Raw genomic sequence first — 19192 nt, forward strand, 5'->3', positions numbered from 1 at the left:
TAAAAACCCATTTCATCCGTTAAGCATCTGAACGAAGGCAAAAGCATCGCGGGCCGCATGGCCATGGTGACAGTTGTTAAAGAACATATAAACCGTCTTAGTTTTTGTCTTCAGCTTCATGATTTTCTGTCGCCATTCCTCGAGCTCTTCCTTGCTGTAGGCATAATCGTAACGCAAAGCTCCGCTGTTCCACCACTTCTCGGCATTGCGGCCGTGCATGCGAACATAGCCGGTATCGGTGGTGGCAAAAGCGTCGGGATTAAGCAAACCCGGAAGAGCCGGTTCATCGACACAGACATAACCGATTTCATGACGGCACAGGAAATCGTACATGGGGCGGTTGACCCAGCCGTTATGCCGAAACTCCACGAACAGCCGGTTGGGTTTTAGTGTTTCGTTGATCACAGCGAGATAATCAAGATTGTTCTGAGAGAATTTGAACGAATAGGGAAACTGGGCTAAAGTACCGGCCAGCTTGCCGGACTCTTCAAACGGCTTCAGTGCCTCGCGATATGCCGCCACATCCGCCTCCAGATCGGAGCGGCGATGAGTAAAGGACTGCGGCACCTTGATCATGAAATCGAATCCTTCCGGGGCTTTCTTGACCATATTCGCCATTACAGCCGGATGGGGAATGCGATAATAGGTCGAGTTGATCTCGACCGTACGGAAGAACTTGACGTAATGATCGAGCATTTTCCCCTTGTCGAGCTTCTCAGGGTAAAACGGTCCTTTCCAGTCGTTGAAGCTGTAGCCGGATGTCCCGACACGAACATCTGCATTCATCTTTGATTATCACCTCTGTGTTTCTCGATAGTCATACTCCTGTACGGAGGGGATATTCAACAGGTTGCACCGGGAAAATGCTCTGAGAAGAAACTCGTTTCAGCGGGTCAGGTGCAAAAAATCGGACAGAAGGAATTCCATACGACCGATGAAGGTCGACATACGCGACATGACCGTATAGCCGAAAGTCGTTCCGAAGAACAACATCAAAAACCAGGTGCCGGCCTTTGCGGCAGCGCCGAAAACCCCGGTGTGTTCCCGACTGAAATAGAAATAGCAAAGCGTACATATAACACCGGCCAGCACGATGATAGCCGCCATGTCAGGCATGCCGCCTTCACCGAGTAACGGCGCGACCGTGGCCGACATCTGTGTGAGTGTCCGTTGTTCCAGCATGGTCGGAATGGCGATACCTGCTCCGGAACCGATCATCACCGCAATAGGTATTCGCGACAGTCCTCGCAGTTTTGGCACGAACCGGGAGAACATCAGCAATCCCAGGATCAACGGAACGATTAAAGAGAGTCTCCCATCGCCAAACAGCGGCGCAAAAAGAATATCGACAAGAGTATTAGACCAGACAATCACAAGCGTGTAACCGATCGAGACCCCTATCAACAATGTCTCGGCCATCTTGTAAACCGGATTATCACGATACAAGAACGATAGGATCGCCAATGTCAGCAGTCCGGCAATAAAAGTGCCTGCATCCATCAGGACTCTCCCCCCTTCCGGCGTGAGCGCCACCAGACCACATTGCCGATAATGATCATCAAAATGACGTAAAGGTGAGCCGCAGTCTGGGCCGGCATACCGCGCCCGCCGCCGCCGGGATGGCCAATCAACTTCTCATATTCAGCGGCTCCGCGAAGACCTCCGATCATCGCATGCAATTGATCGCTGGCAAGATAGGGATCGTAGGTAGTCACCATGGCGGCCGTCACCCCGGCGATAATGGTCAGATCATGTCTAATACGACCATATTCGATCCAGTGCGTCGTGAAAGAGCCATCGGCAATCGAAAGCACCGCCGCGATGTCGTCATAGCTGTGTATTCCGGCCATCATTGGAATTGTCTTAACGTCCTGGCCGCGATAATCTTGCGGGTAGGTAGCCTCAATCGATTCGGCCATGGAGAGAATCGCCGCTATGTACTGTGGCTTGAAACCGAGGAAAACATAATCACGACCGTATTCACGATCGTATTCTTCTCCGATGCGCTCAAGCATGCGATAACCGATAAGTGTCCCCTCGGCCATCAGAGCGACACCGATAAGCTTGTGGCCACGCGAGAACGCGTGTCGCAGAAGGGCTTCACCGATAGGGCGGATTTCCGGCAATGATGAGGCTTCATGGTCAAACGAAACGATCAACACCGAGCCTTCGGGCAATGAATCGATATAATCGAACATACGCCGGGTTTCGGGAGAAACTTCCGTTTTCACCCGCAATCCCGATACCATAACGATCCCGATGAGTAAAAAAAGGCCGAGGAAGATCAAATGGCGGGACTGGATCGACATCACTTCGCTCCACCCAGCCATGTGCGTTCAATGCCGAGGATAACTCGCAAGGCTGTTGTTAGCGATCCCAGCCCGATGCCGATCAAAATCGCTCGTCGGGCGGACATTGCGGCGTTATTCCGGATCCAATCGGCGACATCAGGCAACCACGAACTGATCCATCCCCCCACGGCGCTGCGGCTAAGAAGCATGATAAGAGCGGCTATCAACAACAACGTGGCTGAGGCCGAGCGGGCTCTGAAACCACGATAAGAGGCGGAAGCGACAAAAAACGCTAAAAGAGCAAACACGGTCGATTGCATCGGTGTCTGAACGTTCTCGAACATCCACATGAACGGTGAATCGGCCCTGATACCCCAGAAAATAGCCAATACCGGCATCGCCAAAAAGCCAAGAAGACCAACGGTTCGATACGAGCGTTCTTCTCCGCGAGTCACTTTTTTGAGATTGTTTTGAACATATCCCGCGATTCCCACCAGAAGGGCAAAGGCAAAAACGATTTGCCAGTATTCTGCTATTCCCTGCCGCAATGAGTGTGCCAGGAGTGTGTCCGAAAAATACTGCGCGAACATCACCAGCCCGAAACCGAAACAAACTGCGAGGGCGATTTTGCGATCCATCAGAATATCCACCACGGATTATCGGGGAGAGATCCGCTCAGCGCTGCTATTGTCGCCCAAACGGCGGCAACCAGTAAAAATGCTATGATGATTAACTTGATTATATCCTGAGCTCGCACTGAGGCCAGAATCGAGGGGTCCTTTGACAGATATCCCGACGCTGCGAACAGCTCCTCACCGATCAGGGTGTAATCACAAGCAACGATAAAAAAGGAAAGCTGAATGGTAGAGTCGGTCCCGGCGATCTGAATCGCTCCGACCGAATTACCGGTCTCGGCCAGAATCAGCGATTCGGCCTCGAACGTACCGAGCAAGAAGATTGAGGCGGGTTTGTAGCGACTGATGAGTCCGTCTACGGCGGCGGCATAGCCAAACTGGGATGAAGTTACATAACTGATATCCTCGGCACGATAACGATCGGCATACCCGCTGCGGGCATAAGCCTCGCGTACGACCTCCTGAGCGACGGTCATTATGACGGGATCATGGGTCGGGTAAACCAGACGGCAATCGTACTGGGCGGTTTTCTCGGCCACACTGGCCAGTATATTCATCGAGGCAATGGTCGTTGGGCGCTGGATGTCACCGCCCCAGCCCGGTGTATATAGCAGTGGGCGAGCCATTTCGGTGGCTCGTCCTACAGCTTCTTCGACCGCTTCCAGCCCGGGAATACGACGAAGTTTGAAGCGCTCGCGACTACGGCGGTTGTAGGTTGTAAAAAGGACAATGGCTATGGCTATGGCCGCCGTGATGAGAGTAGGTAAACGAGCCGAATCAAACCAGGCCGTGTCGGATGTGGCCAGAATGACAGTGAGCATTGGATTCATTATAGATAAACGATCCGAGATGCCGTGAACCAACTCAACAAAAACATTTTATCGTTGACCGCAACGATTGCTCGCTCTATATCTAGCTGGATTGGATAATGAACGAAGGAGACTAAGAATATGATGCGCAAGTTGATTTTTATCGCCGCCCTGTTGACACTCATTACCGCAACTATCCATGCGGAAACCACTATCAAATGGTGGCAGTTCTGGACCGATGCTGCTATTCGCCCTACCATCAATGAAATGGTAGCTGAATTCGAACAGCAGAATCCCGACATAAAGGTAGAAGTTACCGATCTTACCTGGGCTAACGGTCATGAGAAGATCGTCATCGCCCTCTCTTCCGGAACCGGCCCGGATGTCCTGGAGTTGGGATCGGACTGGATTGCGCAATTCGCGGAGTCGGGGCACCTGGCCGTCCTGTCGGATGATATCGCCGAGGATTCATCCGAATACCAGGGCTGGGGTATGGCAACCTACAAGGGTGATGTCTATGCCCGTCCCTGGATTCTTGGCACACGCATTCTTTTTGCCAATCGCACTTTATTGAACAGAGCCGGCTTCGAACCGGATTACATCCCCATAACCGAACAGGAGCTGTACATTGCAGCTATGAAAGTTGACAGTCTTGGCAAGGATATCTATGGATGGGGTTCGAACAGCGCCGAAAAACATCGCCTTTATAAGAAGTTCATGCCGTTTTTCTGGTCGAACGGCGCTCAGGTCCTTACCGACGATGATACCCGTTGCGTGCTGGCTTCCCAGGAAGGTATCGCTGCGCTTGAGGTCTATAAAGGGCTGCACGACTCCTGTGGTTTCGTTTCCAATCAGCGGGGGATCGAAGACGCCTTTCTTAACGGAAAGATCGGTTTCATAATCTCAGGTGATTGGCTTTTGAAACGGATCGAGAACGAAAAACGAGATATTGATCTAGTATCGACATTGATACCCGGACCGACCTTTCTTGGCAAATCATTTATGGGCGGTGAATTTCTGGCCATCAATACCGCTTCAGAGCACAAGGCAGCTGCCGGCAAGTTCATCCGCTTTATAACATCACCGGAAAATCAGATTAAATTCTGCAAGGCCAATCGCTCGGCCAATCCTTCGAGTCGCACCGCCCAGCAGGATGACTATTTTCAAAATAACCCGCACCTGAAGGCTTTCGTTTCACAAATCGCTCGCGCCGTACATCCTCCAGTTCACCCGGAATGGGTTTATATGGAGGAGTATATTGAGGATGCCGTTGAGGCCTGTCTTTTCGAGGGAACGGGACCGGCGGAGGCACTTTTCGTGGCGCGCAAGAAAATCGATAAGTTACTCAAGGAATGAAGAAACCCAGGTCGACAGCGGCGCTTCTGACTTTCCCCTGGTCGGCCACCCTGTTGGCTTTCTGGGTTTTTCCTCTTGTCTACTCATTCATAGTCGGATTTACCGATTATCGCCTGCTTGGACGTGGATATCACTGGGTAGGCTTCGATAATTACATACAGCTTTTTCATGATGCCGACTTTTTATCGGCCCTGGGGAATACATTTGTATTCGTTTTCGGCACCATTCCGGTAACAACCGTAATCGCCCTGGTTTTGGCATTGTTGGTCAATAAGCGCTTTACCGGACGCGGTCTTTTTCGGGCTGGTTATTTCCTCCCTTCGATCACCTCAATGGTCGTGATTGCTCTCATCTTCACCAATCTCTATCAGCGCGGTGGTTACATTGCTACGCTGGCAACCATGATCGGATTAACACCGCCGGAACACGGCTTCCTGTTCGACCGCGACACCGCCCTGTATTCGATTATGGGTATGGATATCTGGATGTCGGTCGGTTATTACATGTTGATTTTCCTGGCCGGATTGAAAGCCATCCCAACCGAGCTGTATGAAGCCGCAGCTATTTCCGGTGCGGGGCGAATTCGTCAATTTTTCTCGATCACTTTGCCGCTCCTGCGTCCGACAGCACTCTTTATCCTGGTTATTAACTCCATCAAGAGCTTCCAGGTATTCGTTGAGATATTTGTCATGACCAAAGGGAAATTCGATACTGCCACAGTTGTCTATTTCCTCTATGATGAGGGACTTCAAACCCAGTTCAAGTTCGGCTATGCCTCCGCAGCGGCTTATGTTCTGTTTATCATTATCGGAGTATTCTCACTGATACAGTTCATCCTGATGCGCCGGAGGCAACCGTTATGGTAGAGCGCGCCGGGGGACTGAAAAAGACAGTTCATTATACCTTGTTGTCCATCATCCTTGCAACCATGGCCTTTCCTTTGATATGGATGTTTCGGGTTGCTTTCGCACCGGTCGGAACCGAGACCGGACTATTTTCCACTCTGATCGGCGGATTTACGTTCAGTAATTTCCTGGACCTGTTCACGGCCGACCGTATGGGGCGTTACCTTTTCAACTCAGTCTTCGTCGGGCTGGCGGTAACCCTGGGCAATCTGCTATTCAGTTTTATGGCGGGCTATGCCCTGGCGCGATACCGATCTCTCGCCAACCGTTTACTGTTCATTTCGGTGCTGGTTGTGCTGATGATCCCGGTGCATATTACGATCATCCCGATGTACATCCTGATGCTTAAGCTCAAGCTCTATGACAGCTATTGGGCTTTGATTCTCCCCTTCCTGGTCAATCCCATTGGCATTTTTCTGATCAAGCAGTACGTGGAGTCGATCCCGACTTCAATGGAGGAAGCCGCCCGTATCGACGGCGCCGGTGACTGGCGTATCCTGTTCACCGTGGTTATGCCGGTTTGTAAACCGGCTCTGGCCGTGCTGGCGATACAAGTGTTTTTTACCAACTGGAACTCTTTCCTGTTTCCTTTCATTCTCACCTCGAGCGAATCACTTCGCACACTACCGGTAGCTCTGGCCATGCTCCAGGGTCACCAGGCGATCGACTGGCCGCATTTAATGGCCGGTTCGGCAATTGCGGTAATTCCGGTTCTGATTCTTTTCATGATCCTGCAAAGGCAGATTGTTAGCGGGATTACAGCCGGAGCGATCAAACAATAAGTTGCTCGATGTCAAGTGAAAATATCGTAAGTCCATTTTTTCCTTGCATTTGCAGGTCAAATCATTAGGTTTTGACCCGAGATTTGGAAAACTAAGGCAAGTGGTTTCATAGAAAGGGAGTATCTATCATGAAGACTCTTGTGGTTGCTGTTGCTCTCCTTTCCGTCGTAATCGGCGGTTGTGGCGTCAACAAAGCGTACGTGGAAGAACAGATCCAGGCATCTGAGGGCCGTACTTCGGCTCAGATCGCAGCGGTTAAGGGCACTGCTGATGCCAACAAGGCCGAAGTTGACAAGCTCAAGGCTCTGGCTAACGAGCTTTCGACCAAAACCGACATGGCTCTGAATCGTGCGAAAGGCTTCGAGAACTACCAGATTATCTGGCAGGGCGAAGTCAACTTCAAGTTCGATAGCTGGGATATCACCGACGTGGCGCAGGCGACCCTGATGGAAGCCGGTGAAACGATGGAAAAGAATCCGGCTTCGGTTATCGAAGTTGCCGGTCACACCGACCGCACCGGTTCCTCCAAGTACAATCTGCTGCTCGGCGAAAAGCGTGCCGCTGCCGCCAAGCGCTTCCTGGCCGATCACTTCGGCGTTTCCCTCTACCGTATGTTCACCATTTCTTACGGTGAGGATAAGCCGGTTGCGATGCCCGATGAAAAGGGTGCGGCCAGCAAGAACCGTCGCGTCACCCTGAAAATCTGGGGTCCGATGCAGTAAGCATCCGCGATAGTGACAGAAAAGTAAAACGGCGATCCGTTTCAAACGGACCGCCGTTTTTTTATCTCAGAAGTAACAGCCCCAAAGCTGTCTCCTGCAATATCTCATTTGATCTCGAAATCCACCCCGGCTGTTTCGAACCTCGGCCGCACTACAATCGTATCCGCAAAGGTTGCCATTGTTTCAGCAAAACGGAAAGGCTTCAGGGAGCCTTTGCTCGGCTCACCGTTGCCGTCCGTATCGACCAGTGCCGATGCCAGGTATTTACCACCCGGGACATCGATCATATAAGCACCCTCTTCGGCTGTAGTAGAAAACCATATCTTGCCGTCAAGCCGCCGGAAAGTCAGCAAAACCGGATCGTTTCCTTTACTCGGAACGGATACAACCACCGCTCCCGATATTGATCCGAGAGAGTCATCCGAAATAGTACGGAAATTGAAACCCTGCAGCGTGTCTCCGAGGGCATTGCCGGCTTTGTCGACCAACTCGAACTCGACCATCTCCAAATGATATGCCTCTCCCCCCAATAAGCTGTCAGGAACGATCCGAATAGAAAGCGGCTCCGACCAGTCAAGCACATACGGAACCGGTACCGCCTCAGCTCCTCGCGTCAGTACGAACGTGCCCGGAGTCAGCGAGGAACTGTCAATCGGTTCCGAAAAAGAAGCTCGTATTTCGATATCGCCCGGTAAGCGAGGGATATTATCCGGTTCGAACGACAGCAGCTCCGGAGGTGTTTTGTCTTCTTTGGCCGTAATAATTAACTCTTCGAAGCGGATTGGATTGCGGGTTGTGTCCCAGGTTACAAAAAGTTGATAGGCGCCATCGGACAAATCACCGGCAAAGAATGTTATCGAGCTAAGCTTGTCTTTGCCTTCGTCCAGCACCTTTAAAGCAGGCAGCATGACGGTGCTGTCGGTCCGTGGAGACAACCATATCCGTTCAGGATGGGCCATTAAATTGGTAACTTTTAACTCCCGCTGAAAACGGACACGAATAAGACCATCGGTGTTATTGGCTGCCGAGAGGATGCTGGGAGTGGTAGTATCGCAATCATAAAGGATCATATTAAGCGAACTTAGATCAATCTTTCCGCCGATGCTTACGGGACGATCCGGCAATCCGTATGACTCGACAAGCGGATTGAGTCGTTCATCACCGTTGCGATCATCGAAAGCCAGCAGCAAATAATCGCCATCGGGCAGATAGGACAATTCAAAAGCCCCTTCGGTAGCGGACTGGGTCAGGTATTCGGCATAGATGGAATCGAAGATAGTCGAATCGGTTATCTGCTTTTCACCGTAAAGAGCGATCGTACCACCGGCCTTGTAACTTCCCTTTTCGTTGTATAGTATACCAGAAAGCGCCCCATGAGCGATATCGGAGCCGGTGGAGAAAGCTACCGTAAGACTGCTGTCCATTTTGTTGCCGCGCAAATCTACCACCCCCGCCGCAACCGAAACGATATAGGTTTGATTCGGCAGAAAGCTATCGGGGAAATTTACGATCAATCGGTCGGACTTCCACTTCACTTCCGGGTCTTCATCGAGTCGCGGGGAGATATAAACAGTCTTGCCGGATGATGGAGCTTTAATCGTCTCTGAAAAATAGATCGTGACCTGATCTGAAATAGGAGTATCCACACTGCCGTTCTGAGGTTCGGAGCCCATCACGAACGGTCCCTGTTTGTCCTCAGGTCCGCCGGGGGGATCAGCCACTTCGGCACAGGATAATAACATGGAAATCAGAATTGTGGTCGGGAGAATCAGACCGATCAGGTCAGAAAGGCGGGAGGTTATGTGCTTCACTCTTTCAGTTTCTCTTTAATGACTTCATTGTCAGGATCCAGCTCAAGGGCTTTTTCCCACCAGAGCCGGGCTTTATCTTCCTTGCCGTTCGCCTCGTAGGCGTCTCCCAGATGATCGAGAATCGTAGGATCATTGTCAAGCTCTGCGGCTTTCTGAAGATAACTCAGGGCATCACCATATTTGCCTAAGCGGTAGTAAACCCAGCCGTAAGAATCCAGAAATGCGGCGTTGTCGGGTTGTTGTTCTACCGCGCGTGAAATCAGCTTTTTCGCATAGTCGAGACGTTCACCTCGGTCAGCAAGAAGATATCCCAGGAAATTCAGGCAAGTGGGATCGTTGGGAGCAAGCTCCAGCGCTCGTTCCAGGACACTGATGCATTCTTCGGTCTGACCATCCTTTTCCAGCACCGCCCCTAACGACATCAACAATCTGATGGTTCCGGTGGAATCGGTGACGCGATTCAGCCCCTGACGGTAAAGCTCAATCTCCTGGGGAATCAGGTCCAGTTTGCTGTAAACCCAGCCTAGGTCGAGATAAGCATCGTAAGAGGTATCGACAACCTTCAGCGCAGCCTCGAAATTAACCAGAGCCTTGTTGTAATCTTCTCGCATTACTCCAATCCGACCTAAATAAGCATAGTTGGTCGGGTCGTTATCCCCGGATTCCACCAACGAAGTCAGAATCGAATCAGCTATATCGAGTGAATCGAGGACATAATAAACCAAAGCGAGTCTTCGCTGGGCCATGCGTTCCATGGGCGCGGCTTCCGCCACTCGTTGCGTGTACGGCAGCGCCGTTGCGAATGAATCGGCGCTGATGTAGTATGTCCCGAGAATGCGGTTAAGGACAATGTTTTCGGGATCACGTTCGAGAGCTTTCTTGAACATTACAATGGATGAGTCTTTCATCCGCCGGGCTTCATACAGCTCACCGATTCGCACATAAGCCATCATGTTGGAAGAGTCATCTAGTAGTTCGATCGATTGGCTGTAAGCCTCCTGTGCCGGGATCAACTCTCCCTGGAGAGTATACAACCGCCCTAATTCATACCACAGAGAATGATCATCCGGACGCAATCGCGTAAGATTGCGGTAAGCCCAGACAGTCGAATCTAGCACTTCGCGGCTTTGATAATACGCCGCCAGGTATGCAAAAGGGGCTACATTAATGCTGTCTAGTCGTACTGCCGCCAGGTAATAATAAGCTGCAGAATCCCCCTCTCCCAATTCATGGAAACAAGCACCTCTCAAACGTTGGACCATGTCGTCTTCGGGTTCGATCACTCGGAGTGCCTCAACGGCATTGTCATACTCGCGCAAGGCGAACAACATACGCGCAAACGAAAGGCGTATTTCGTGAGAAAGAGGATGATACTGTAAAGCACGCTTGTACTGCTCCGCAGCATGGCGATATTGCCCGTCCGCTTCGAACAAAGCGCCGTTAACGAAGAAATGCAAAGCGGTGGGATGAATGCTGTCGTCAACCTGGGTGCGAATTACTCGAGAATCGCTGCTTGATTGACCGGCATCTCTCTGGTTGGCAGATTTCGAGAGGTTCGCCTTTTCCTGTTTAGTTACAGGATTGGCGACACTGCTCCGGCCTCCACAACCGACCGCGATCAATACCGCGCATATCATAACGGTTGCGAGCCAACCAAACCGGGTCAATACAATACTACTTCTGTATGCCTTACAGGCCATCCATCAACTTTCGTCTATTTGTCCGGAACGAGTTTGAGGAATCTTCTCTTTCCTACCTTAAGCACCATTTCCTTCGAAAGGGCAAAAGTATAGTTCATATCCTCAATTCTATCTCCGTTAAGTGATACCGCCCCAGCCTCGATAAGTTTCCGGGCTTCACTGGAAGAGCGAGCCATTTGAGCCTTTGAAATAAGGTGTACCAGGTACAATTCATTCGGATCAAGTTCGAGCGCACGCATTTCATCGGCCGTCATCTCGGGGATTTCATCCGGGAGTTTTTTCTGCGAGAACATCCGCTCGAACTCTTCTTGAGCGGCCTGGCCGCTTCCGGCCGGATTATACATATCGGTAAGGGTGCGAGCTAGTTCCTTCTTGATGTCCATCGGATTCTCTTGACCACCCTCAAGACGCTGCTTGATCTGCTCCAGATATTCGAGGGATACTTCGGTCGCCAACTCGAAATAGGTGTAGATCAATTCATCCGGAATAGACATCGCTTTACCGAATATCTCCCTGGCGGGCTCGTCGATTCCGATATAATTTCCCAACGATTTTGACATCTTTTTTTCGCCGTCGAGACCTACCAGCAACGGCATGGTCAAAATCACTTGTGGTCTTATCCCGTAAGCTTCCTGAATCGTGCGACCGGTAAGAAGGTTGAAAGTCTGATCGGTAGCGCCGATTTCAACATCGGCCTTGATCGCTACCGAGTCATACCCCTGCAATAACGGGTAAAACAACTCATGGATCGAAATCGGCTCATTGCGGTCCATCCGTTTCTTGAAATCATCGCGCTCGAGCATTCGCGCCACGGTGAATCTTGCCGCCAGGTTCATGATCTCGGCAAAATCAAGTTTGGAGAACCACTCGCCGTTACAATGAACTTCCGTTTTAGACTTATCCAGAATTTTGAAGAACTGAGTCTGGTAGGTCTCGGCATGTTTCATGATCTCGTCGTGCGAGAGCATCGGTCGTGTGGCCGACTTGCCGCTGGGATCGCCGACCATACTGGTATAATCTCCGACGATCAGAACAATTTTATGGCCCAGATCCTGAAATGCCTTCAACTTACGGATTCCCACCGTATGGCCGACATGAATATCCGGGGCCGTCGGGTCAAATCCCTGTTTTACCCGCAACGGCTTGTTCTCAACGATTGCCTCTCTAAGGCGTCCTTCCCACTCCTCCGCAGGGAGCATATCGACCGTTCCCCGGCCGATTATCTTCAACTGGTGCTCCAGCTCGCGTCTAACTTCAGGGCTGTCATTAACTTCTGTCAACTCAAACTCCTTTAGAACCCCTGTTAGGACATCTATCGGCAGAATCTCGAATTCCGTTCATTTGTTCGAGGTTTTCCGGCATATATTTGCAGCCCATAATAGTATACAGTATTACAAAAATCAAACTCAAGCTGGTGTCACAGCTTTTAGCTTGACTTGATACGAGACAGAGACAAGAATAGTCCTCATGACACGAACCATAGATCAGCGGCGTTTTACCCGTAACCGTTTTCGCAACAGCATTATCGTACTGGCCCTGCTGCTGGTCGTGCTGGGCGTAATAATCGGCAGCCGTGTTTATTCCACATATCAGACCGGTTTGCCTTCGTTTGAACAATTACATAACATAGAACCCAGCCTTAAAACCAAGGTCTATGACCGTAACGGTGTGATCCTCAAAGAGTTTTTCACCGAGAATCGAGTCCTGACTCCTTATAAGGACATGCCGCCGCACCTGATCGATATGCTGGTGGCCTCTGAGGATCGGGAATTTTACGATCATTGGGGTATCAATCTGCGCCGTGTCGGTATCGTTGCAATATCTAATATAGTCAAAATGCGCGCGGCTGCGGGAGCTTCGACTATCACCCAGCAGCTTGCCCGAATGTTATTCCTGGATCGCCAGAAAACGATGGAGCGGAAAATCAAGGAAGCCCTCACCGCGATCAAGCTCGAACGGACTTACTCCAAGGAAGAAATACTGGAAATGTATCTCAACCAGTATTATTTCAGTCGTGGAGCTTACGGTGTAGCGGCGGCAGCGCGGCAGTTTTTCAGCAAAGAGGTGGGTGACCTGGACCTGCTCGACTGCGCTACATTGATCGGGGTTCTCCCGGCTCCAAACGTCAACTCTCCCTTTATCAATCCCGAAAAAGCACTCCGGGCGCGCAACCGTGTGCTCTATTCATATTATGATGAAGGCAAAATCAGTCGCGATCTGTTTGACTCCCTCAAAGCAGAGCCGATGCATATCAATCCTCCCAGGGAGGATATCGGTATCGCACCGTATTTTACGGAGACGGTGCGTCAGTATTTGTACGATAAATACGGGGAGAAGGAACTCTATTCGGGTGGACTGGAGGTTTATACCACCCTTGATGCCGACCTCCAGAAAGCGGCTGAAGAGGCCGTGTATAAGAAAGTCGATTCGCTTCGGGCGCGAATCGAACGGCTCTACGGCCATGGCCACCCCGCTTATATGGAAACTTTGCCCGATACCGTCGATGAAAACGGCGACTCGATCAAGGTGCTCAAGAAAGTCCAGGGAGCGTTTGCCGCTATTGATAATGCTACCGGCGGCGTACTGGCCATGGTCGGGGGAAGATCATTCGAAGAATCGAAATTCAATCGAGCGGTTCAGGCGGACTTGCAACCGGGCTCGGCATTCAAACCGTTTATTTACACGGCCTGTATCGACAATGGCTTCCGGACCACCGATATCATCGATGACAACCCCATCGTACTTGAAATACCCGGCGCCAAAGACTGGCGACCACACAATTTCGATGACAAGTTCAAAGGTCCGATTACCTTACGCGATGGCCTGCGGATGTCGCGCAACCTGGTCGCTATCAAGCTCTTGTTAAAGATTCAGCCGGAACAGGCGATCTTCTATGCTCGTCGTATGGGAATCACCACCCCGCTGCCGCCGGTCGCTTCACTCGCTATCGGGACAGGTCTGGTTAAATTGATCGAACTGGTCAGCGCTTACACTGTTTTCCCCAACCAGGGGATCCACATCCCCTATCGCTATGTAACGCGAATCGTTGACCGTTATGGTCGCGTTCTCGAAGATAACCGTTCGGTGCAGCGAGAGGAAGTCCTCTCGGCGCAGACGGCCTATATTATGGTTGATCTGATGCAGTCAGTCGTGAACGGCGGTACCGGTCAGCGGGCACGCTGGATGGGCTTTAATCAACCGGCGGGCGGTAAGACCGGCACCAGCGACAATTTCTGCGACAACTGGTTTGTTGGATATACCAAATACATTACCGCCGGGGCCTGGGTTGGATTCGATTCTAAAACCTCACTGGGCAAGAACCAGGACGGTGCGAAAAACGGAGTTCCGATCTGGACCGAGTTCATGATCCATGCTCACGATTCACTTCCGATTGCCGGGTTTGACGAGCCAGATGGAATTGTCCATCTTGATGTCTGTCTGGAATCCGGTGAACTGGCCACCGACCGCTGTATTGAAGTCCGTAACGAGGTTTTTCTGGCCGACAACTGTCCGACCAAGCCGTGTCATTTGCATCCTTCAGCCGCGACTGGCCTGGGTAACGTACTTCGAGATGAACCGGTAGTTCCGGCCGACACCAGCGACGACCGGCGTCATTTCTAAGCCTCTTCCCCGTTCATTTGACTTGACAAGTCTTCGCGGGACATTTAATTGCGTGTTCGACGGGCTTTTCACCGGCCCGTCGAACCACTCTTGATGTGCCGGAGTGGTGAAAGTGGTAGACGCAGGGGACTCAAAATCCCCCGGTAGCAATACCGTGCCGGTTCGAGTCCGGCCTCCGGCACCAACTCGGTTGGATTCTTCCCGACAATATCCCAGTTCGATTCAAAGGTCGTTTCCGCGATTGTAATGTCCTGGGGCACCACTTCTCTTTCTCATGTGGCGTTGCTCTTTGGCGCATACCACGTCAAATCGAAGGCCAGGATCCCTGCGATCCTGGCCTATAAGCACATGTGTTGTGGCTCTCATACCGTATGCTCATAAGGGCACATTCTGTCGGAATCTTGCTCCACACCCATCAAGTCACACCCGATGGGTGGGGGAACCGAGAAGATGAAGAGGAATTCCCGCTTTCCGGGAAAGACGTTCTCCGGAGTGTGCTGCTGCAGGTGCAGACGAGGACGTCTGCCGCCCACGAAATTGTGTTGTCGACCTGGTACAATCCCACCCGTGGACGGGTGGGCCACCGGTACCTGTACAATCCGGACATAGGTAACACAATAAACCGACCAACTCCCGTACAATATCCCACCCGATGGGTGGGGCACCAATGACCGCAAACGCTTGATTTTCTCGACATGACTCCTTCGGCAGACAGAAGATTTCGACCTGCGAGCGCCCCCTCAATGTTAGAAAAGACACCCTCTACCTGAACCGCCCGTCGGAGCGCTTTGTCCGCGCCTGTTTGCGAGCCTCCTCCAGCCAGCCGGAGCGGACTTCGGTCTGGCGGTCGAAATCCGGCACGTAGGGTTTGATATCCAGCAGCGGCGTGCCGTCGAGCATATCCAAATTGCGGATGTGCAGGGTGCAGTCCTCGATCCGGATCAATTCCACCGTGGACAATCCAATCGGATTTGGCCGGCGCGGTGCACGTGTGGCAAACACACCTCGCAGTTCCGTATCGAGATAAGGCACCACCAGCAGCTTGTAAGAATCGCTTTTATGGAAGTGAAACAGCAGCGTGATATGTGAAAAGCCGTCGAGATCTTTCAACCCTTCCCGGTATTCCTCGAATAGCTCGATCGTCCCCTCCACTCCGGCTCCGCCCGAGGGTTGAATCGGCATGTTCGCCCGATCCGTGAACGGTGTGTGGATGATACCAATTGGTTTGAATTCCATTCTATCCTCTTCCTAAGCGCGAGTGCAATCCCGGGATAAATAAACGCAAGTCACCCTAAACTCGGGTAAACACTACGGTCTTATCAAAGATCATCCGGGGACCGCGTGAAGACTCCAGACCGACTTTATGAGCGTTTTCAATCATAGCCGCGAAATCGGCTTTCGAGACATGAAAAGGTGGCTCCACAATAAGTGCTTGTCCGCCCGGTTGCAGAATTGAAGCGATCTCCGCCAGAGCCGCCGGTTGATTCGGTATCTCATGCATTACATGAAAGGCCAGCACGAAATCGACTGGATGTTCATAATTCAAACTTCTCTCGTTGCACAGGTGCAAAACGACTCGCGGCTCCAGTTCGGTTCCGTCAATCCTGTTCTTCACCCGTTGCAGCATTCCATCTTGTATGTCTACGGCTACCACCTTCCCCGTTTCTCCCACCATTTGAGCCATCGGCAAAGTAAAATACCCAATCCCGCAGCCGAGATCGAGCGCCGTCATACCGGTACCTAGATAGGATCGCAGGATACGTTTTGGATTATGAAACAAGCGCCGTAGGAAACTGTCCAACTCATCCGCCTTTTCAACCGGGTATACCCGGTTCTTATTATTTTTCACACTAGTCCTTTCGACCTCTTGTGTACTGCATAACAACCTCTCTTTTTACTGTCAAGTATTTGTTCCCTTTCTCAGACAACAACAGGGCCGACCGTAAAACGATCGACCCTGTCGGTTCGAGAGAAGTGTTCAGGTCATCCTAGACCTGGAACAGATATTGAATCTTGAGAAAGAACTGACGCTGGCTCAAGCTCCATTTATCAGTGTAATAAGTAGTGATACCGTCAGGATGATAAACTTCTCCGCCGCCGAAGTCGGCATAGTCGAGAGTCGATCCCAGATATAACACCGAGAACGAACCGATCCGATAGGTCAACAACGGATCAACATCCCAGGCTCGGCTGAAGTCGTTGTACTGCAGAACCAGACGGAACGACAGCTCCTTATTGGCCTGGTATTGCAGCCGTGTACGGGCTATGTAGCCGTCGTAAAGTTCCTCACCGGTAACATCGTGCGTACTCCGGGAATAACTCAGGTCTTCTTCAATCGTAATCCGATCAACCGGCTTGATGAACATCGACGCCGCCAGATCGGTCTCATTGCCGATCGTCACCAGCCAGCGGGCAACATTGCGCGATCGGGAAAAGCTGAGGTCGAAGCCATAGCGGTCGCTGGGGCGACTCCCGGCGCTCAGATTGAACTCCCAGAGATCGGAGAACTCAACACCTCCCCAGACTTCGCGGTAAACACTGTAGTCGCTCCCAAAATAAATCTGTGCCAGACGCAGGTTGGCGTTGAAACCTATCGTCACGCCACGATTGCGATCAAAACCGTCATAGCTCCATTTTTGATTGATGTTTGCCTCCGGTGTGAGTTGTTCCAGAAGGCCGTTGTCATACCTGTAAGTATAACTGGTGTAAAACCAGAGGTTGCGGTAATCATTCCATGGATCGTAACCTGTTTCCGTGCGATAAGTGGGGCTGGTATGATCATAATTTAGCGTAAAATTCCAGGCTCGTGAATTACGTCGGACCTGCAGGATCATGGCGTCGCCGTAATAAGATTCACCGTCGAGGGCCACGGTTTGTTCTTCGTCGTTAAAACTCCAATCGCCGTAGCCGGGAGTCAAAGAAAGATTGTCGGGTTCCTTGGTATGGCTGGCGATAAATTGACCGATGACACGATAATTACGGGATATCCGCAGGTCGCCATCGACCGACATAATCGTTCCCGAGCCATCGTTATCGAATCTCCGGTCGGTCAGGATCATACCAAAACTGGAACCACTCCCCAGGGTATGTGAATAGCGCAATGCGCTGATATAACTTTTCCCGGCATTAACCATGACACTCTGTTCAACCAGCGGGATCATATAGGGAGAGTTTTCATCCTGTGCGAAAAGGAAACCGATATTGGTTGTACCCATGCGACCGGTCCCTTTGACGGCAAAGGCCGGATCGTTGACGGTACGCGTGTAGAACGAGTTGAACAGGGTACGGAATATATCGCTCCCTTCCTGGAAAAACGGCCTCCGCTCAGCATACTGCAAGGCGATAGTCGTATTGACATCGACCTGATCCGCATCGGCTTCGATCTGGCTGAAGTCCGGATTGTACGTACCCTCGAAGGTAATGTCGGACGAAAGCGAGTATTTCGCTCCCAGTGACAGATCACCGTCGATATCGCTCTCATCCAGCGCTTTCTCAGGATCAGACCGCTCACCGACCTGATTGGCTACCAGACTCTGAAGGAACTCAAGACCACGACCCGGCTTGACATTCTTAAGCCCGTCGAGACGACCCCATTGACAAACCCAGCATTGATCGTTGCGGTCATAAGCCGACCATGAGTACTGCTTGTAACTCTCGCGCGGACGTTCGCGCCAGAAGTCGATCTTCCAACTTTGGACATCCCGGTCGGGAAATCTTATGGAACTGAACGGAACTGCCAGTTCGACCTGATAACCGGAATCGGTCACCGTGGCAGCGGATTCCCAGACTACATCGAAACCGGAATCGGTACCGTGCACCGCCGTCCACATTCTATCCGACTGAACACCGTAAGGATTGACCTTGAACTGGTAAGCCCAGGAGGCTTCGCCGTAAGTGTCTATATACAAACTGACGGCATCATTCGAACTGAACTGGTCACGTTGACACATAGTAGCCCGGATCTGCGAGGGATCATCGTAGCAGATAAAAGCCACATATAAGTTGTCGGTGTCATAAGTCAATAATACCTCGGTCTTGACATCGGGCTCGACCATATCTCCCGGATAACGTTCCACGAATCCATAACCTCGGGCGGCTTTCTCCCAGGCTCGGTCGTTCAGTTGTCCGTCCACTTTCACAGCTTCCTCAGAGAAGACCGCTATCATTTTGGGACTGTACTGTGGTTCGAATGCCGCTTGTGATAAAGTCGCGAACAGCAGAATACCGACAAGAATCCCCAATATGCCCTGCGGTAGTGCCGTTCTGAAATAACTCATGTGGAGCACCTCATTTTGCGTTGCTTCAGCTTTGTGCTTTACAGGTTGGTCCGGCGTCCCGTGATCATCTTTCCCCGTGACCGGAAGCGCCGCTCGCTCTCAGCTTCAATACGGATAACACGCAAAATTGTTCAGTTATGCCCCGAGAATTATGAAACGAGCATCTTCTATCAGTAATCTCTTTGAAAAATGAGGTTTGCGTCCTATCATACAATGAAGATGTCTGGTTGCTAACTCAGGAGCCTGTCGAAAAAGCCATACACATCCATTTCTCAAAACACGT

16 protein-coding genes and 1 tRNA gene are annotated in these 19192 nt (G+C 51.3%); 6 read left to right on the forward strand and 11 right to left on the reverse strand.

The window, feature by feature from the left end; translation table 11 throughout:
• Positions 1-12: 12 nt before the first annotated feature.
• From PLF13_05925 to PLF13_05945, 5 genes are all read right to left on the reverse strand, one after another.
• Positions 13-786: a DUF72 domain-containing protein gene (locus tag PLF13_05925; GenBank protein HOP06814.1), complete on the reverse strand. Its 774-nt coding sequence runs from the start codon at positions 784-786 to the stop codon at positions 13-15.
• A 99-nt stretch (positions 787-885) separates the two neighbouring features.
• Positions 886-1500, reverse strand: a complete 615-nt coding sequence (locus PLF13_05930; GenBank protein ID HOP06815.1) for a hypothetical protein — start codon at positions 1498-1500, stop codon at positions 886-888.
• On the reverse strand, positions 1500-2309 hold the full coding sequence (locus tag PLF13_05935) for a hypothetical protein (GenBank protein HOP06816.1): 810 nt from the start codon (positions 2307-2309) through the stop codon (positions 1500-1502). Before PLF13_05935 ends, PLF13_05930 begins: the two co-directional genes overlap by 1 nt.
• Positions 2309-2929, reverse strand: a complete 621-nt coding sequence (locus tag PLF13_05940; protein HOP06817.1) for a hypothetical protein — start codon at positions 2927-2929, stop codon at positions 2309-2311. The genes PLF13_05935 and PLF13_05940 overlap by 1 nt, the downstream gene beginning before the upstream one ends.
• Positions 2929-3756: a hypothetical protein gene (locus PLF13_05945; GenBank protein ID HOP06818.1), complete on the reverse strand. Its 828-nt coding sequence runs from the start codon at positions 3754-3756 to the stop codon at positions 2929-2931. The genes PLF13_05940 and PLF13_05945 overlap by 1 nt, the downstream gene beginning before the upstream one ends.
• 120 nt (positions 3757-3876) lie before the next feature.
• Between PLF13_05945 and PLF13_05950 the strand changes: the two genes are divergently transcribed.
• The 4 genes from PLF13_05950 (at position 3877) to PLF13_05965 (ending at position 7500) form a co-directional block, all read left to right on the forward strand.
• Positions 3877-5091: an extracellular solute-binding protein gene (locus PLF13_05950; GenBank protein HOP06819.1), complete on the forward strand. Its 1215-nt coding sequence runs from the start codon at positions 3877-3879 to the stop codon at positions 5089-5091.
• Positions 5088-5957, forward strand: a complete 870-nt coding sequence (locus PLF13_05955; protein ID HOP06820.1) for a sugar ABC transporter permease — start codon at positions 5088-5090, stop codon at positions 5955-5957. The genes PLF13_05950 and PLF13_05955 overlap by 4 nt, the downstream gene beginning before the upstream one ends.
• Entirely contained in the window at positions 5951-6778 is an 828-nt protein-coding gene (locus PLF13_05960) for a carbohydrate ABC transporter permease (GenBank protein HOP06821.1), read from the forward strand. The genes PLF13_05955 and PLF13_05960 overlap by 7 nt, the downstream gene beginning before the upstream one ends.
• 128 nt (positions 6779-6906) lie before the next feature.
• Positions 6907-7500, forward strand: coding sequence for an OmpA family protein (locus PLF13_05965; GenBank protein HOP06822.1), 594 nt, complete (start codon positions 6907-6909; stop codon positions 7498-7500).
• Between the two features lie 104 nt (positions 7501-7604).
• Here the strand turns inward: PLF13_05965 and PLF13_05970 are convergent, their stop codons facing one another.
• From PLF13_05970 to tyrS, 3 genes are all read right to left on the reverse strand, one after another.
• A complete protein-coding gene (locus PLF13_05970) occupies positions 7605-9311 on the reverse strand; it encodes an Ig-like domain-containing protein (GenBank protein ID HOP06823.1) in 1707 nt (568 codons plus the stop codon).
• Positions 9308-10948 (reverse strand): tetratricopeptide repeat protein, encoded by a 1641-nt coding sequence (locus tag PLF13_05975; protein ID HOP06824.1) that lies wholly within the window; start codon positions 10946-10948, stop codon positions 9308-9310. Before PLF13_05975 ends, PLF13_05970 begins: the two co-directional genes overlap by 4 nt.
• A 77-nt stretch (positions 10949-11025) precedes the next feature.
• Positions 11026-12291, reverse strand: coding sequence for a tyrosine--tRNA ligase (gene tyrS, locus PLF13_05980; GenBank protein ID HOP06825.1), 1266 nt, complete (start codon positions 12289-12291; stop codon positions 11026-11028).
• A 187-nt stretch (positions 12292-12478) separates the two neighbouring features.
• Here tyrS and PLF13_05985 point away from each other — a divergent pair, with 187 nt between their 5' ends.
• Positions 12479-14632: a PBP1A family penicillin-binding protein gene (locus tag PLF13_05985; protein HOP06826.1), complete on the forward strand. Its 2154-nt coding sequence runs from the start codon at positions 12479-12481 to the stop codon at positions 14630-14632.
• A gap of 97 nt (positions 14633-14729) precedes the next feature.
• Positions 14730-14816: transfer RNA gene (locus PLF13_05990), tRNA-Leu, on the forward strand.
• Between the two features lie 578 nt (positions 14817-15394).
• Here PLF13_05990 and tsaA read toward each other — a convergent pair.
• The 3 genes from tsaA to PLF13_06005 all read right to left on the reverse strand — a co-directional run bounded on the left by tsaA (position 15395) and on the right by PLF13_06005 (position 18909).
• Positions 15395-15868: a tRNA (N6-threonylcarbamoyladenosine(37)-N6)-methyltransferase TrmO gene (gene tsaA / locus PLF13_05995; protein ID HOP06827.1), complete on the reverse strand. Its 474-nt coding sequence runs from the start codon at positions 15866-15868 to the stop codon at positions 15395-15397.
• A gap of 55 nt (positions 15869-15923) precedes the next feature.
• Positions 15924-16481, reverse strand: coding sequence for a class I SAM-dependent methyltransferase (locus PLF13_06000; protein HOP06828.1), 558 nt, complete (start codon positions 16479-16481; stop codon positions 15924-15926).
• Positions 16482-16620: 139 nt separating this feature from the next.
• Positions 16621-18909 carry a carbohydrate binding family 9 domain-containing protein gene (locus tag PLF13_06005; protein HOP06829.1) on the reverse strand — a complete coding sequence of 763 codons (2289 nt, stop codon included), beginning with the start codon at positions 18907-18909 and terminating at the stop codon, positions 16621-16623.
• Positions 18910-19192: the final 283 nt, after the last annotated feature.

The sequence above is a fragment of the Candidatus Zixiibacteriota bacterium genome (assembly GCA_035380245.1).
Classification (GTDB): Bacteria; Zixibacteria; MSB-5A5; order GN15; family FEB-12; genus DAOSXA01.

Excerpts from the sequence above, each read along its gene's own strand:
- PLF13_05925 (HOP06814.1), bottom strand. The coding sequence starts at position 786 with ATGAATGCAGATGTTCGTGTCGGGACATCCGGCTACAGCTTCAACGAC.
- PLF13_05930 (HOP06815.1), bottom strand. The coding sequence starts at position 1,500 with ATGGATGCAGGCACTTTTATTGCCGGACTGCTGACATTGGCGATCCTA.
- PLF13_05935 (HOP06816.1), bottom strand. The coding sequence starts at position 2,309 with ATGTCGATCCAGTCCCGCCATTTGATCTTCCTCGGCCTTTTTTTACTC.
- PLF13_05940 (HOP06817.1), bottom strand. The coding sequence starts at position 2,929 with ATGGATCGCAAAATCGCCCTCGCAGTTTGTTTCGGTTTCGGGCTGGTG.
- PLF13_05945 (HOP06818.1), bottom strand. The coding sequence starts at position 3,756 with ATGAATCCAATGCTCACTGTCATTCTGGCCACATCCGACACGGCCTGG.
- PLF13_05950 (HOP06819.1), top strand. The coding sequence starts at position 3,877 with ATGATGCGCAAGTTGATTTTTATCGCCGCCCTGTTGACACTCATTACC.
- PLF13_05955 (HOP06820.1), top strand. The coding sequence starts at position 5,088 with ATGAAGAAACCCAGGTCGACAGCGGCGCTTCTGACTTTCCCCTGGTCG.
- PLF13_05960 (HOP06821.1), top strand. The coding sequence starts at position 5,951 with ATGGTAGAGCGCGCCGGGGGACTGAAAAAGACAGTTCATTATACCTTG.
- PLF13_05965 (HOP06822.1), top strand. The coding sequence starts at position 6,907 with ATGAAGACTCTTGTGGTTGCTGTTGCTCTCCTTTCCGTCGTAATCGGC.
- PLF13_05975 (HOP06824.1), bottom strand. The coding sequence starts at position 10,948 with ATGATATGCGCGGTATTGATCGCGGTCGGTTGTGGAGGCCGGAGCAGT.
- PLF13_05985 (HOP06826.1), top strand. The coding sequence starts at position 12,479 with ATGACACGAACCATAGATCAGCGGCGTTTTACCCGTAACCGTTTTCGC.
- tsaA (HOP06827.1), bottom strand. The coding sequence starts at position 15,868 with ATGGAATTCAAACCAATTGGTATCATCCACACACCGTTCACGGATCGG.
- PLF13_06005 (HOP06829.1), bottom strand. The coding sequence starts at position 18,909 with ATGAGTTATTTCAGAACGGCACTACCGCAGGGCATATTGGGGATTCTT.